This is a genomic window from Phormidesmis sp. 146-20 (assembly GCF_052939475.1).
Window position 1 is genome coordinate 35,737 of sequence record NZ_JBJPHT010000009.1, and the last position, 14,656, is coordinate 50,392.

At 48.2% G+C, this 14,656-nt stretch carries 10 protein-coding genes; 7 read left to right on the plus strand and 3 right to left on the minus strand.

The features are described 5' to 3' along the window. Positions 1-16: 16 nt before the first annotated feature. On the plus strand, positions 17-2,683 hold the full coding sequence (locus ACKFKH_RS10045) for a COR domain-containing protein (protein ID WP_446858141.1): 2,667 nt from the start codon (positions 17-19) through the stop codon (positions 2,681-2,683). Positions 2,684-2,786: 103 nt separating this feature from the next. Continuing rightward, positions 2,787-5,495, plus strand: a complete 2,709-nt coding sequence (locus ACKFKH_RS10050) for an efflux RND transporter permease subunit (protein ID WP_446858142.1) — start codon at positions 2,787-2,789, stop codon at positions 5,493-5,495. A 54-nt stretch (positions 5,496-5,549) separates the two neighbouring features. Here the strand turns inward: ACKFKH_RS10050 and ACKFKH_RS10055 are convergent, their stop codons facing one another. Continuing rightward, positions 5,550-5,702, minus strand: a complete 153-nt coding sequence (locus ACKFKH_RS10055; protein WP_446858143.1) for a hypothetical protein — start codon at positions 5,700-5,702, stop codon at positions 5,550-5,552. 37 nt (positions 5,703-5,739) lie between these two features. Between ACKFKH_RS10055 and ACKFKH_RS10060 the strand changes: the two genes are divergently transcribed. Continuing rightward, complete coding sequence (locus tag ACKFKH_RS10060; protein WP_446858144.1) at positions 5,740-6,012, plus strand: hypothetical protein; 273 nt, start codon at positions 5,740-5,742, stop codon at positions 6,010-6,012. Continuing rightward, positions 6,012-6,446: a type II toxin-antitoxin system VapC family toxin gene (locus tag ACKFKH_RS10065; protein WP_446858145.1), complete on the plus strand. Its 435-nt coding sequence runs from the start codon at positions 6,012-6,014 to the stop codon at positions 6,444-6,446. The genes ACKFKH_RS10060 and ACKFKH_RS10065 overlap by 1 nt, the downstream gene beginning before the upstream one ends. A gap of 19 nt (positions 6,447-6,465) precedes the next feature. Here the strand turns inward: ACKFKH_RS10065 and ACKFKH_RS10070 are convergent, their stop codons facing one another. Together ACKFKH_RS10070 and ACKFKH_RS10075 are read right to left on the minus strand one after the other, a co-directional pair. Beyond that, positions 6,466-9,312 carry a WD40 domain-containing protein gene (locus ACKFKH_RS10070; protein ID WP_446858146.1) on the minus strand — a complete coding sequence of 949 codons (2,847 nt, stop codon included), beginning with the start codon at positions 9,310-9,312 and terminating at the stop codon, positions 6,466-6,468. 232 nt (positions 9,313-9,544) lie between these two features. After that, positions 9,545-10,537: a hypothetical protein gene (locus tag ACKFKH_RS10075; protein ID WP_446858147.1), complete on the minus strand. Its 993-nt coding sequence runs from the start codon at positions 10,535-10,537 to the stop codon at positions 9,545-9,547. A 117-nt stretch (positions 10,538-10,654) separates the two neighbouring features. Here ACKFKH_RS10075 and ACKFKH_RS10080 point away from each other — a divergent pair, with 117 nt between their 5' ends. From ACKFKH_RS10080 to ACKFKH_RS10090, 3 genes are all read left to right on the plus strand, one after another. Next, positions 10,655-11,224: a YIP1 family protein gene (locus ACKFKH_RS10080; RefSeq protein ID WP_446858148.1), complete on the plus strand. Its 570-nt coding sequence runs from the start codon at positions 10,655-10,657 to the stop codon at positions 11,222-11,224. Between the two features lie 39 nt (positions 11,225-11,263). Next, positions 11,264-11,818, plus strand: a complete 555-nt coding sequence (mug, locus tag ACKFKH_RS10085) for a G/U mismatch-specific DNA glycosylase (RefSeq protein WP_446858149.1) — start codon at positions 11,264-11,266, stop codon at positions 11,816-11,818. Positions 11,819-12,121: 303 nt separating this feature from the next. Beyond that, positions 12,122-14,335, plus strand: a complete 2,214-nt coding sequence (locus ACKFKH_RS10090) for a sensor histidine kinase (protein WP_446858150.1) — start codon at positions 12,122-12,124, stop codon at positions 14,333-14,335. The last annotated feature ends 321 nt before the right edge of the window (positions 14,336-14,656 follow it).

The window sequence follows — 14,656 nt, forward strand, 5'->3', positions numbered from 1 at the left end:
CTCCCTCCTCCTCAAGATGACTAGCCAGGAACCTGTAGAGTACGAGACTCCTCATAGCATTTTGGAAAAGATCCAGGAAGCAAAGGACGAACAACTTAAAGAATTAAACTTAGCAGGTGTTTGGAATGACGAAAGTCAGAAGCTATCTCAGATTCCGGTTGAAGTTTTTGAATTAAAGCAATTAGAGGTATTGAATCTATCCGGGCATAAAATCACAGTCATTCCTGATGCAATTACCCACCTTGAAAACTTAATAAAACTGGATTTATCAGACAATGAAATCGCGGTGGTTCCGGCTACGATTGCTCAACTTAAAAATTTAGCAAGACTTAATTTATTCAATAATCGGATCACAGTGATTCCGGATGCGATCACTCAACTTCAAAACTTAACAGAACTGTATTTAGCTTACAATCAAATCACGGTAATCCCAGGTGTAATCTCTCAACTTCAAAGCCTAGTAGAGTTAGATTTGTGCGGGAACAAAATTACGGTTGCCCCTAATACAATCACGCAACTCCAAAATTTGACAGAACTAGATTTAGCTGAGAATCCTCTTGAGTATCCACCTCTAGAAATCGCAGATTTGGGAATCGAGGCAATTAGAGAGTATTTTCGGCAACAGGAAGAAGAAGGAATCGATCGCCTCTACGAAGCCAAACTTCTAATCATTGGCGAAGGCGGAGCAGGAAAAACATCTCTTGCTAAAAAGATTGAGAATTCCAGCTATCAGCTTGTTTCTAGAGAGCCATCGACCGAAGGAATTGAAGTGATTCAATGGCGCTTTCCGATGGAGAACGGTAAAGATTTTCGCGTCAATATTTGGGACTTTGGTGGACAAGAAATCTATCATTCAACACACCAATTTTTTCTCACCAAACGATCGCTCTATCTTTTAGTTAGCGACGATCGTAAAGAAGACACCGATTTCCATTATTGGCTCAACATTGTCGAACTTCTCAGTGAAAACAGTCCTCTGCTGATCATCAAAAATGAGAAGCACGATCGACACCGCGAAATCAACGAGTCTGCCCTTCGAGGACAGTTTACCAATCTCGAAAAAACCTTAGCGACCAATCTCGCGACCAATCGAGGTCTGGATGACATTCTCAAGGAAATCAAACATCAGATCGCTCATTTACCGCACATCGGAACCGCACTGCCCAAAACCTGGGTGAGAGTTCGGGAGGCGTTGGAGAGAGACGATCGTGCCCACATCAGCCTCGACGAATATCTCAAAATTTGCACAGAAAACGGCTTCAAAAAGCGCGAAGATGCCCTACAACTCAGTGGCTATCTGCATGATTTGGGGGTCTGTCTCCACTTTCAAGACGACGATCTGTTAACCGAAACCGTCATTCTCAAACCCAAGTGGGGCACCGATGCCGTTTACAAAGTTCTGGATAGCGAGATTGTGATGGGGAAACTGGGGAGGTTCGATCGCGCCGATCTCTCAACCATCTGGCACGAACCCACCTACGCCCACATGCGCGGCAAGCTGCTGCAAGTCATGATCAAGTTTCGGCTATGCTATCAGATTCCCAACCGCAACGAATATATTGCACCGCAGTTACTCACGATCAATCAGCCCGACTATCACTGGGATGAATCCAACAATCTAATTCTGAGATACACCTACGAATTCATGCCTAAAGGCATTCTTACACAGTTCATCGTGTCAATGCACCAATGGATTGACGAACAGAAATATGTCTGGCGCAGTGGCGTGATTCTTCAGCAAGACAATGCTAAAGCAGAAGTCATCGAAAATTATGGCAAACGCGAAATTAAGATTCGAGTGATTGGCAAAGACAAAAAGCGATTAATGGATATTGTCACTTATGAAATCGATAAAATTCACGCAACTTACAAACGGTTAAAATACCAAAAACTCATTCCTTGCAACTGTGCGGGATGCAAAAATCAACAAGATCTCTATTTTTATCCATTAGAAACGCTACGCCGATTTATCGACAATCAGCAGCGCGAAATCCAGTGTCAGAAGAACTTCGACATGGTGAACGTTCTCGGTTTGATCGACGACATCATGGATCGCACTAAACTTTCAAGAGATCCCAGAGACATCGGCTACAAAACGCCTCCCAAAATTGAACCCACAAAAGAAGTCTTTATTTCCTACGCCTGGGGTGAAGAAGGCGAAGAACGAGAAGAAATTGTCAACCAGTTGTGCAAAGCATTCCAAGAAAAAGGAGTGCAAATTGTCCGAGATAAAGCGACACTGAGCTTCAAAGGACAAATTAGCGAATTTATGAAGCAGATCGGTCGCGGGAAATGCGTGATTGCAGTCATCAGTGACAAATATTTGAAATCCAAAAACTGCATGTTTGAATTGGTGCAGACTGCAAAGAAAGGAGAATTTTACGATCGCATTTTCCCCATCGTCTTACCAGATGCCAAAATTTACGATCCGATAGATTGTGCCGATTACCTGATCCATTGGCAAGAGAAATGTGATCAGCTACAAGCCAAGCTCGATCAAATGAAATCTTCTGCAAATCTACCCAGGCTGCATCGAGAAAGAGATCTGTTTGAAGAAATTAGAGCGACGATCGACGGACTCGTGGATATTCTTCAAGATATGCAAATTCCACCCGCCAGAATTCAGAAAGAATCGGGATTTGAGGAACTGTTTGAGGCGGTCGATCGTAAGTTAAACGAGTGAACATCCCCCTAACTCAGTCGTTAAAATAGCTCAAACGGCCTGTTGCTTACAGTAGTCTGATAAAGCACTGCGATCGCCGCATCTCACCCCTCAAAAACTCACTATGGCACCTCGCAACCAACCTGTCCGGGAGCGCTTCAACATTTCGCGGTGGGCAATTTCTGCTCCGTGGTTGACGCTGGGCTTCTGGATTGCCGTCACCGTCGCCGGAATTTTGGCCTTCAGTTCGCTCAAATATGCGCTGTTTCCAGACATTGCCTTCCCTGTCGTGGTGGTGAATGCAACTGCCCCTCTGTCTACGGCGGTTGAAACCGAACGCCAACTGACTGAGCCGATCGAAGCCGCTCTACAATCCCTTAAAGGTTTAAATCAGGTCAACGCTTCAACCTATGCCAGTCGATCGGTGGTCAGCGTTTCGTTTCAGGTGGGCACCAGTTTAGAAGACTCGACTCGGCTGGTCAAAGAAGCCGTTGAAAAGGTGAGCTTGCCTAAAGATGGGAAGTTTGAAGCGATCGCGCTCAATCTCAACGAATCAGCCGCCGTCAGCTACGCCATTGAGAGTCAGTCTCGCAGTCTCGATGACTTAAAAAAATTAGCCAATGATCAGATTCTTCCTCCGATTCAGAAGATTCCTGGCGTTCTCAAAGTTTCACTACTGGGGCAAGGAAACGCAGCGATCGGAGGATCTCCCATTCCTCAAACGGCGGGAACATTGGCCCGATTTAATGGACAAAATGTGTTGGCATTCCAGGTGATCAAAAGTGGATTGGCGAATACTCTAGAAGTCGTGGATGCCGTCGAAACAGAAGTGGCGCGACTTCAGTCCGACTTATCAGATGTGAAACTGGTTTTGGCCGCCACTCAAGCCGACTACATTCGCAAAGCCAATCGATCGACGATCGACGCCCTGATCGAAGCGATCGTTCTGGCTGTGATCGTCATTTTCCCCTTTCTCAAAAGCTGGAAGGCGACGCTGATTTCTGCGCTGGCGATTCCCATTTCGCTACTGGGGACGTTTATCGTCATGGCGATTTTTGGCTTTAATCTGGAGACGATTACCCTGCTGGCGTTGGCGTTGGTGATTGGAAGTGTCGTCGATGATGCGATCGTCGATGTCGAAAATATCAGCCGTCACATTGATGCTGGAGCATCGCCCAGACAAGCCGCCTTATCAGCCACGAGCGAAATTGGTTTACCTGTAACGGCGGCCACCTTGACAGCAGTGGCAGTCTTTTTGCCGATCGGACTGATGGGCGGTGTGATTGGTCAATTTTTTAAGCCGTTTGGGATCACGGTCACCGCCGCCATGCTCATCTCCATGCTGGTTGCCCGCACGCTGACCCCAGTTCTCTCGCTCTATCTGCTCAGAGCCAACCCCAACCGATCGCCCGAACACACCAGCGGACTCTGGATCAGATTTGCGGCAGCCTATCGACGCTTACTAAATTGGTCACTGCGGCATCGAGCGGTCGTCGTGGGCATTGCGATTCTCAGTCTGGTGGCGGGTGTGGCGCTGATTCCACTGATTCCCCAGGGGTTTATTCCTAAGCTCGATCGTGGTGAATTCAATATTCGCTATGTGTCTCCATTGCCGACCTTGCCGCCAGGAGCAGCGCAGCAGAGCCAATCCACACAGCCTTCACAAGCCAATCTTCAAGATCCTCAGAATCCTCAAGATCTTCAAAATCCCCAAAACCCTCAAAACCCTGCGGCTCTGATTCCGCGTGCATTTGATCCCCTGCAAGATTCGTTAAAAGTAGCAACCCAGCTTGAAGAGGTCGTGAGAAAATCGCCAGAAGTGGATACCGTACTGACGATCGTCGGCTCGCGTGAAGGAGAACCCAACAAGGGCATTCTGCAAGTTAAATTAAAGCCCAATCACCCCACACCAACTGCCAAACTTCAGGATCAGTTTCGGGCGACATTGCCCAAATTGGAAGGCGTAACCACCAGTGTCGAAGACATTCCCTTTGTCGAGGCGGGCAATCAAAAACCGTTGCAGTTAGCGATTCGAGGCGACGATGTGAAAGTGTTGTCTCAAGTGGCAACCGACATTAAAGCCAAAGTCCAGACTTTACCAGGATTTGCAGATGTCACCGTCTCAGGCAGTCGCCAGGAAAAAGAGACGATCGCGGTTATCGATCGCAAAAATGGTCAGCGCGTCGCCTATATCAGTGCCAACTTGGGCAAAGATTTGTCTCTAGGAGATGCCACTGAGCGACTGGTCGCTGAAGCAAAACCACTCCTTCCGGCTGGGGTGACATTGGCGCTGGGCGGAGATTCGGCTACGAGTAGTGAAATCTTTCAGAGTTTTGGGACGACCCTGGCCTTGTCTGCGTTGTGTATTGTCGTCGTGCTGGTGGTGCTGTTTCGCAGTTGGCTCGATCCGCTTGTGGTGGGCTTTTCGCTGCCGTTGGCGCTGGTGGGTGCGATGCTGGCGTTGTTGTTCACGCAGAGCGACTTTGGCATGATTTCGCTAATTGGCTTCGTCTTTCTGTTGGGCTTGACCAATAAAAACGCCATTCTGATCGTCGATTACATCAATCAACTTCGACAAGAAGGACTGGAGCGGACAGAGGCCATTCTCAAAGCGGGCCCGATTCGCCTCAGACCGATTCTCATGACGACGGCCGCGACGATTTTGGGCATGGTGCCGATCGCCCTGGGTTTGGGGGCTGGATCAGAATTGCGCTCTCCGATGGCAGTGGCGATCGCGGGTGGGCTTGTCACGTCAACGCTACTGAGCTTGATTGTGGTGCCTGTGCTGTATGCCTTATTTGACGACTTAAAGTTTAGAAGAAAGAAAAGCTAGTCGTTTATCAAGACTCTTTTTGTAACCCTTGGTAGGCAATATCGATCGCGGGTTCTATTTTGCGTTCTGAACGTCCTTCCAGGTTTCACCTAAATGGGCGGCACAGCGATCGCGATCGTCCTTCAGGTCTGGGCTGTAGAGCAGATAGTTTTTGAGGCGTTGGCAGGCGCGGCGCAGGAGGCTGTCGAGTTCAACGATTAGCGGCATAATTGAGTGACCCGTTGAATCTTTGAGGAAAGTGGTTATGACCGCGGCAGAAAGAATCTATGAGTTAGTCAAAAGGATGCCGGATCAACAGGTGCGCGAGGTTCTGGCATGGGTTGAGACTTTAAGCGTGAATCATGATTTGCAGACTCAGCCGCGATCTGCTTCAGCAGATATTACTTCGAGAACGAAGCACATTTCAATCGGAACGTTAACGGGGTTGCGGGGAATGGCAAAGCCGCGTGAGCGTACTCCAACCGACGAAGAAGTGCGCGAGGAATATACAGACTATTTGGTGAACAAGTATCAGTGATGAGGATTTTGATTGATACGAATATTGTTTTGGATGTGTTGCTCGATCGCGCTCCGTTTGTGGAAGAGGGAGTTACTTTGTTTGAGATGGTTGAGCGACAGCAAGTTCAGGGATATATTGCTGCAACAACCGTGACGAATGTGTTTTACATTGTTAGGAAAGCGCAGGGTCAAAATACTGCGTTGGATGCAGTGCATCGAATTTTGACAGCGTTGGAGCTTTGCTCAGTAGACCGTGCAGTGATCGAGCAAGCGATCGAGAGTGGACTGAAAGATTTTGAGGATGGGGTTCAGTTTGCTTGCGCCCAACTCAATCAGATGGATGCTATCGTCACTCGCGGTTGCTTTGCAGTTGCGCTTTGCGCTAATCGCAATGATTTCTCAGGTGTAGCCTTGCCAATTTGGTCGATCGCTGAGTTAAGAGTGCGTCTGTAGTTCTTACCACAATTCACAATCACTTCTGGGTTCGCTCTCCTTCCCAATCGCCTAAATGGGCGGCACAGCGATCGCGATCGTCCTTCAGGTCTGGGCTGTAGAGCAGATAGTTTTTGAGGCGTTGGCAGGCGCGGCGCAGGAGGCTATCGAGATCGAGGTCGAGGTCAATGCGATAGAGACGGACAACTTGGGTATCAGAACCGAGGGGCGTTTCAGTGATGGCGATCGTTTTCCAATCAGGACTCAATGTTGATGGGTAGCCTCCCTCAAATTGCGCGATTTGCCTGCCGTCTTGATGCCATAACTGCGTTGTGCCACCGCTGCTAACGGTCGCAATCAGCTTGCCATCGGGACTAAACGCCACGCGATTGACACTGCCCTGACTACCAGGAAACTCACCAATTTGTTTACCGTCCTGATTCCACAGCTTTGTGTTGCCATCGTTGCCTCCCGTCGCAATCAGCTTGCCATCAGGACTAAACGTGACACTTTTGACAATGCCTTGCTGACAGGGAAACTCACCGACCTGTTTACCATCCTGATTCCATAGCTTGACCTGACCATCATCACCGACCGATGCAATCAGCTTGCCATCAGGACTAAGCGCAACACCCCAGACAATCCCCTGGTTATTTTTCCACGCACTGATCAGTTTGCCGCTGTCTCGATCCCATAGTTTCGTTGTGCTGTCGCCGCCTCCAGTGATAATCAGCTTGCTGTCTTGACTAAACGCAGCACTTCTGACGTAGCCTTGCTCACCTTTCAACTCCCCGATCGACTTGCCTTCTCTGTCCCACAGGTTGGTTGTACCCCGATCGCCGCCTATTGCAATCTGCTGACCATCAGGACTAAACGCCACAGTGAAAACCTTCTCCTGGTCATTTTTCCAGGCTTTGATCAGCTTGCCGTCTCGACTCCAGAGTTCTGTGATGCTTGGGCCATGACTGATAGTTTTATCCACACTGATGGCGACCTGCTGACCATCTAGGCTGAAGACTACATTAGAAATACCGCTTCGCTTCTCGGTCAACTTGCCGATCGGACTGCTGTCTCGATCCCAGAGACTCGCGTTGCCATTATTGCCGCCTGTGACAATCTGCTGACTGTTTGGGCTAAAGGCAATGCTCCAGATAATGCCTTGATTACCTTTGAACTCGTCGATCGAATTGCCGTTTCGATCCCAGAGTTGTATATTGCCATTGTGACCGCCCGCCGCAATCAGCTTTCCGTCTGGACTCAATGCCACACTCTGAACAATGCCCTGTCGCCCTTTCAACTCTCGGATTTCTTTGCCGTCTCGGTTCCACAGTCGGACAGTGCCATCCTCACCGCCTGTGACAATCTGCTGCCCATCTGGGCTAAACTTCACGCTATTGACTTTAACGTGGTTGGTTTCTAGAGTCTCCTGAATCGGATTGCCGTCTCTATCCCAGAGTTGAAGAGTGCCATCGCTACAGCCGATCGCCATTCGCTGACTATCGGGGCTAAAGGCCACACTGTAGACCTCGGACTGGCGACATCCCACTTCTGGCATTGGTTTACCCGCTCGGTCTTGCAAAATTTGCTTGCCGTCTGGATTCCACAGTTTTAGGGTGCCATCAGTGCCGCCTGTAGCTATCAGCGTACTATCGGGGCTGAAGGTCACACTCAAAACGAGTGTTTGCTTCCCTTCTAACTCTTTCACCTGCTTACCGTTGCGATCCCACAGCCTTGTGTTGCCTTCCTTGCTGCCGCCTGTGGCTATTAGTTTGCTATCAGGACTAAATGCCACACTCCAGATGACTTCTTGATCGCTGTTCACTTCCGCAGCCAGCTTGCCGTCTGGATTCCACAGTTTTAAGGTGCCATCGTTTCCGCCCGTTGCGATCAGGGTGCCATCGGGACTATACGCCACACCCCAAATGAGATCTTGACGACCGGGCAGTAGAGTTTCGCGAATCTTGACCAGGCTTGATTGGAGTGCCCAAATCGGGCTGGCAGGATAGGTTCCCAAAGATTTTTCACGAATTAAGGACTGTAGCTCAAAGCCCGATCGCATTGCCGAGAGCAGCCCATCCGTTTGGTTTGAGTCAAATCGTCTCATTGCCGACACGCTCGATCGCTCCAGTCGCGTTTCTGATCGCGCATCACTCCGTTCCTTAACTGCCCAACTTCCTGCGATTCCTGCGCCAACTAGTGCCACCCCAAGCACGGTTAGCGCGATCGCCGCTCGTCTTCTGGCACTCCGCACTAGCTTTTCTGCCTCTTGTCCTGCCTCGATCAAAATCTGCGTCGCTTCTTCGATCGTCCGGCTGGCACGAATGTATTCTCGCTGTAGCTCAGTCGGTACAGGCGTTTTTTGCTCACCATTGGCTAACCACTGTTCTACAAACTTGAGGTCATCCCCTCTAAGAACAAAACTCTCATTGCGCTGCTTGCCGTTCCATTCGACCGCTCGTTCTGTCAAGCGGGTATGCGATCGCACATACTCTAAATCCGTTTCGATCGCTTGAACCAAGGAAGCAAAGCCACGATCGAACTCATCCGTCTCGCGAAAAAACAGCCAATTGTGTCTCGACAACATCGGATGAACGGCTGACAAGTCAAAACCTTCGCGATGAACGATCGGCACCAATCGCTTATTGTGCTTGACTGCGTGATCGATCTCCTGACGACAAACATCCGACACCACCGAATCAGGACTGATCACAAACACAAAGGTATTGGTGCCTTCGATGCCTCGCTCGATCTCTTGCCACCAGTCAGCCGTCAGAGGAATCGCCTGCCAATCCACCCAGATTTCTCGCTGTTGTGCTCTCAGTGAGTCATGCAGCGTTTGCACAAAAGCTTTATCTTTCCGAGAATAAGAGAGAAAAACGTCAGTCATGCAAACAGATCCAGGATTTCATCCGATGCACATAAAATAGCAATCGAATGATTCAGTCTCCGTAAAACTAAGGAAGTCTTATGAATCGAGTGTGAAGTGCCTCTGTGTGATCGCGCCTCTTCAACTCACCCAAAAATTCCAAAATCTGTCAAATATAAACTTCCGCGCAAAATGCTTGACGACACTGGAGTCACAATCATGGTGGACAATTTTGTTTCCCAAAAAATTGAGCCTACTTGTTGTTAGACCAGATGGGCAACTGATTGACTTTTTGTAGCGTCAGATCGACGTAGGTCGTCCGATCGTGGGCGATCGCTTGCCCAAAATAGCCCTGAGCGCCATCGTGCGTATGATTGCCGCTGTCCAAACTGGTAAAGCGTCCCTGTTGACGAGCTTGATTAAACGGAGACTGGATCGCCCACGGCCAGCGAGACGCAAACACCACACGAGGGATGTCATCCACCCAATCGCGATCGCCCTGTAAGTGATACACCCGCTGCGCCGACTCAAACCCCGCCTCACCATCAAACGCACCCCCCGCCGAAACCACCGCTAACTCAGGCTTAATCCACTCGTTTAAATAAGGCACCGCCCCCAGCGCCACCTGCACCCCACCACTCGTCCCAATCAAAACCACCCGAATCGGCTGACCAGACTGCGAAATCGGGTGAACGGCATTCATACGATCGACGATCGCCGCCGCAATTCCCTGGTTATAAACGGGAGCATAGCGATCGTCCGCAGAAATCGCAAAGCGCCACAAATTCCGAATCTTGATCAAAACATCAGCATTCTTAAACCAGCCTTCTCCTTTTTGGGCAGCTTGCCAGAAGGGAGCCAAAAACCTTTGCCCGGCCAGATCTTGATTTGCCGCAGAATAAGGAAACACATCGCGCACCGTCACACAATTAGGATGAGCCTTTTGCAAGCGATCGAGAAAATATTCCTCCCCCGCACTCAACTCATTGGCCGACGAATCTCCCACCCCCGGCAGATAGACGATGTAGCAGTTAACAATCTTCTGAGTTGCACGAGCAACCGTGGCAGGCAGCTTTTTGGTTTCACGCCTCAAGCCCAGACCTTCGACTCCTTGATTGAGCCACCAGACTAGCGTTCCGATCGGAGCCACCGTCCCCCAAATCAACAGCAACCCGCCTGCTAAGAAAAACAGCTTCAACGTTTCACCTCGGAGGCGCGATAAAATTCGTTCGATCAGCGACAGCATTTAGTCTCAATAAGGTATGGTTATTTTGGAATTGGCGCAGCAGTTTCGACATCTGTTGCATCAGATCATAGCTCGATCGACCTGTCATCTATCGCCAGTTGTAGGACTGTAACCCCTGTGAGCCGTCAGCCCGCTAGAGAAGGAGTTTGGACAACCTTAATCAAAGCGCTCTCACTGAACGCTGATTTTTATGAGAACGCTCACAACACGCCCAAAACTCATCGTTTAGCATTGACGATTGTATTACTCGCTGCGTTCTCTCACGTATTGGGGACGATGGTCATTTTAATCATCAACCGAGCGACTTTTCCTATATTACCAATTGCGCTTTTTTTAAGTGGTTTGAGTGTTGTAGCAGGCTATTATTTTTGGACATTCACCATTCTCAAAGTTGGTCAGTGGTTGAAACCGATCGACCCCACGTATGGCGATTTACTTGGCCCGATCGGGTTTGCTTATGCGCCTCAAGTGCTCAACTTTTTGACGCTGGTTCCGTTGTTGGGGCGACCGATCGAGTTTATTTTGGCCGTCTGGAGTTTGCTGGCGGTCATTGTGGCCGTGCGACAGGGGTTGGATATTAGAACTCGTCAGGCAGCCTTGATCAGTCTGGTGGGGTTTCCCTTAATCCAGGTGGCGATCGGTTTTGTGCAAGTTTTTACTCAAGAACTGGTCGAGTGGATGGCTTAGAAAAGACGGCTTAGAAAGACGATTTAGAAAGGATTAATTGTGCATAAACCCACGAAAGATGAGATTCGAGCGGCGATCGGTAAAACCGTTCCAGATATCATTGCGCCCGATTTGCAGATTCTCTTTTGTGGCATCAATCCCAGCCTTTACAGCGTTGTCGTCGGTCATCACTTTGCCCGTCCAGGAAACCGCTTCTGGAAAGCACTTCATTTAGCAGGCTTCACCGATCGCATTCTCTCGCCCTCTGAAGATCAAGACTTATTAAATTTGGGGTTGGGTATTACGAATATTGTCGATCGGGCCACCGCCAGAGCCGATGAATTAGACCCCTCAGAGTTACTACTTGGTCATCAAAACCTGTCCAAAAAGATCCAAACTTATCGCCCCAAATGTCTGGCCGTTTTGGGAATTAGCGCCTATCGAACGGCCTTCTCTCAACCCAAATCAAAAATTGGACGACAGGAAAATGGCTTTGAGAGTACGATTGTTTGGGTGTTGCCCAATCCCAGCGGCTTAAATGCTCACTACCAAATAGATGGATTGGCACGAGTCTATCGAGAATTGTGGTTTGCAATCAGGGAAGCAGGACTTTAGGCCGGAAACTTTAGAGCTTTAAACCAACGTGAATTCTATGAAATCTTTCGCTGTGGTTAATCCAGGCAGCCCTCTAAATCCCCCACGAGTGAGGGACTTTGAACCCAAAATCTTGTCTGAAAGTCTCCCAATTGGGGGGGGGGTGAGGAGCAGAAGCGCTGAAGAACGCAGCAAAAAAACTTCATCGAATTCACGTTAAACCGGAGACTTCACAGACCTACCCAATGTCCAATTTACTCAACCGTTGACCTTGATTTCCGAAGGGGCATTCTAGAGACTAAACGTTTTCCAGGTGTAGGAATAGTGTCACACCCCCGTACACGAAAGTCCGTTCCGCTGCGTCTTATTTTAGTCGTTCCGTTGATTGTGCAAAACTTGACTGCGGTGGCGCTGACGGGCTACTTCTCAGTGCAAAACGGGCAAAAAGCTATCAATCAATTGGTCACAGACTTAGAGAGTGAGATTAGCGATCGCGTCGATCAACACCTGGATACTTACTTGACCAGCCCCAATCAAGTCAATCAGATGAATTTGCGAGCCATTGAACTCGGTCTGGTTGACTTAAAAAATCTTCCGCAAATGGGTCAATATTTTTGCGAACAAATGCAGGTTAACCCAAATTTTAGCTACATCAACTTCGCCAACCCGATCGGGGAATTTATAGGCATTGAGCGAACGACAACTGGCAATTTATTGCTAAATGAAACGCTAAAAAGTGATCTAAAAAAACTGGAAGTTTATGAAGTCGATCGTCAGGGAAATCGTACCAAACTTCAAAAAGTTTCTCGTGATCCGGCTGACCTTGAGGTTGAGGTCTGGTATAGTGACACTGCTAAAGCAAAGCGCCCAATCTGGAGCCAAATCTATCAGTGGGTTGACCAGCCAAACATTCTGTCAATCTCCTCAAGCTATCCTGTTTATGATGTCAGAAAAAGACTTTTAGGAGTCATTGGCATCGATTTGACACTCTCCCAAATTGATCAGTTTCTGCGTCAGTTGAGAATTGGTTCTTCGGGTCGTACCTTTATTTTGGAGCGCGATGGCAATCTGGTTGCAAGCTCTAGTCAACAACCCAGTTATAAAGTGGTTAAAGGTGAAGCTCAGAGGTTGTTTGCCTTTCAAAGTCAGGATCCGACTATTCGATCGACAACTCAAAGTTTGATTCAGCGTTTTGGTAGTTTGAAATCCATTCAAGGTGAAGAGCAGTTTAGTCTCGATATTAATGGACAAAAAACCTTTCTCAAAGTGAGAGTTTGGCAAGATGATTTGGGTTTAGATTGGCTGATTGTCGTCACTGTTCCAGAATCTGACTTTACAGAGCAAATTAATGAAAATACTCGAATTACTTTTTTGCTGTGTGTAGTAGCTTCAGCGATCGCCACCCTCTTAGGAGCCGGAACTTCGCACTGGATTGAGCGATCGATTCGTCACTTAAATCAAGCTTCTCAGTCCGTTTCTGATGGCCACTATGAACCGATCGCAGAGCCGGGAATCCGAGAATTGGGAACCTTGACGCGATCGTTTAACCGCATGACCGAGCAGCTAAAAACCTCGTTTGAAACCTTAGAAAAAACCAACGCCGAACTAGAAGATCGAGTCGATGAACGCACCGAGCGGCTGTCAAGCACCCTCTATAGCCTACAAAAAGCTCAGGCTCAAATGATCCAAACTGAAAAGATGTCTAGCCTGGGACAAATGGTGGCAGGAGTCGCCCACGAGATTAACAATCCAGTCTGTTTTATCTACGGCAATTTGACTTACGCCAATGAATATATTTATGAGTTATTAACGATTTTGCAGCTTTATCAAAAGCATTATCCAAACCCTAATAATGAGATTCAAGAACAGTTATTAGACAGCGATTTTGAATTCATTGTAGAAGACTTGAGACGACTGTTTAAGTCGATGCAAGATGGAGCCGATCGCATTCAAGCCATTGTTCTGAGTTTGCGAAATTTTTCACGACTTGACGAATCTCAAATCAAACTTGTTGACCTGCACGAAGGGCTAGAAAGTACCTTACTGCTACTTCAACATCGTCTCAAAACAACGGTTAGCCACAGCCAAATTAGCGTGGTCAAAACCTATGGCGATCTCCCCAAAGTCGAGTGTTATCCAGGGCACCTCAATCAAGTATTTATGAGTATTCTCAACAACGCGATCGATGCCCTAGAAGACCGTATGAAAGTAATACTCAAAGAAGCAAAAGAAATCGCATCGTTGGGAACTTCTGACACGTTTCTACCTACTATTTGGATCGAGACAAAAGTCGTCAACTCTAATTGGATCATGATTCGCATCTGGGACAACGCCAACGGCATGACTCCAGAAACCCTCTCCAAAATGTTTGACCCTTTCTTTACGACCAAAGCGATCGGCAAAGGCACAGGACTAGGCTTATCCATCAGTTACCAAATCGTCGTCACCCAACACAACGGCAACTTGAGCGGTCGATCTGAACTGGGAAAAGGCAGCGAATTTGCGATCGAAATCCCCATAAAACAAGTGCGCGTGTAGGCATCTTTTGAGATTTAAGGAGATTTCCTTTAATAAAACGTCAATAAAACGTCAGTTCGATGAACGCTTCGCTTGCAGATCCGAGAACGCCCCCTAAATCTCCCACGAGCAGGAGACTTTGAACCGGAATTCTTCTCTTAAAGTCCCCCAAAATTGGCAGCTTGGGGGGCAGAAGCCGTGAACAACGAAGCGAAAAAGTTTCATCGAATTCACGTTAAATTCACGTTAATAGATTTGCCCCGCTGTCTCCATTGAGAGTTCTGAAAGTCCCCCAGAATTGGCGGATTTAGGAGGCTTCCCAAGGTTGGTAACTTCTTTGCT

Coding starts and splice junctions, on each gene's coding strand:
- ACKFKH_RS10050 (WP_446858142.1), top strand. CDS start 2,787: ATGGCACCTCGCAACCAACCTGTCCGGGAGCGCTTCAACATTTCGCGG.
- ACKFKH_RS10060 (WP_446858144.1), top strand. CDS start 5,740: ATGACCGCGGCAGAAAGAATCTATGAGTTAGTCAAAAGGATGCCGGAT.
- ACKFKH_RS10055 (WP_446858143.1), bottom strand. CDS start 5,702: ATGCCGCTAATCGTTGAACTCGACAGCCTCCTGCGCCGCGCCTGCCAA.
- ACKFKH_RS10075 (WP_446858147.1), bottom strand. CDS start 10,537: ATGCTGTCGCTGATCGAACGAATTTTATCGCGCCTCCGAGGTGAAACG.
- ACKFKH_RS10065 (WP_446858145.1), top strand. CDS start 6,012: ATGAGGATTTTGATTGATACGAATATTGTTTTGGATGTGTTGCTCGAT.
- ACKFKH_RS10045 (WP_446858141.1), top strand. CDS start 17: ATGACTAGCCAGGAACCTGTAGAGTACGAGACTCCTCATAGCATTTTG.
- ACKFKH_RS10070 (WP_446858146.1), bottom strand. CDS start 9,312: ATGACTGACGTTTTTCTCTCTTATTCTCGGAAAGATAAAGCTTTTGTG.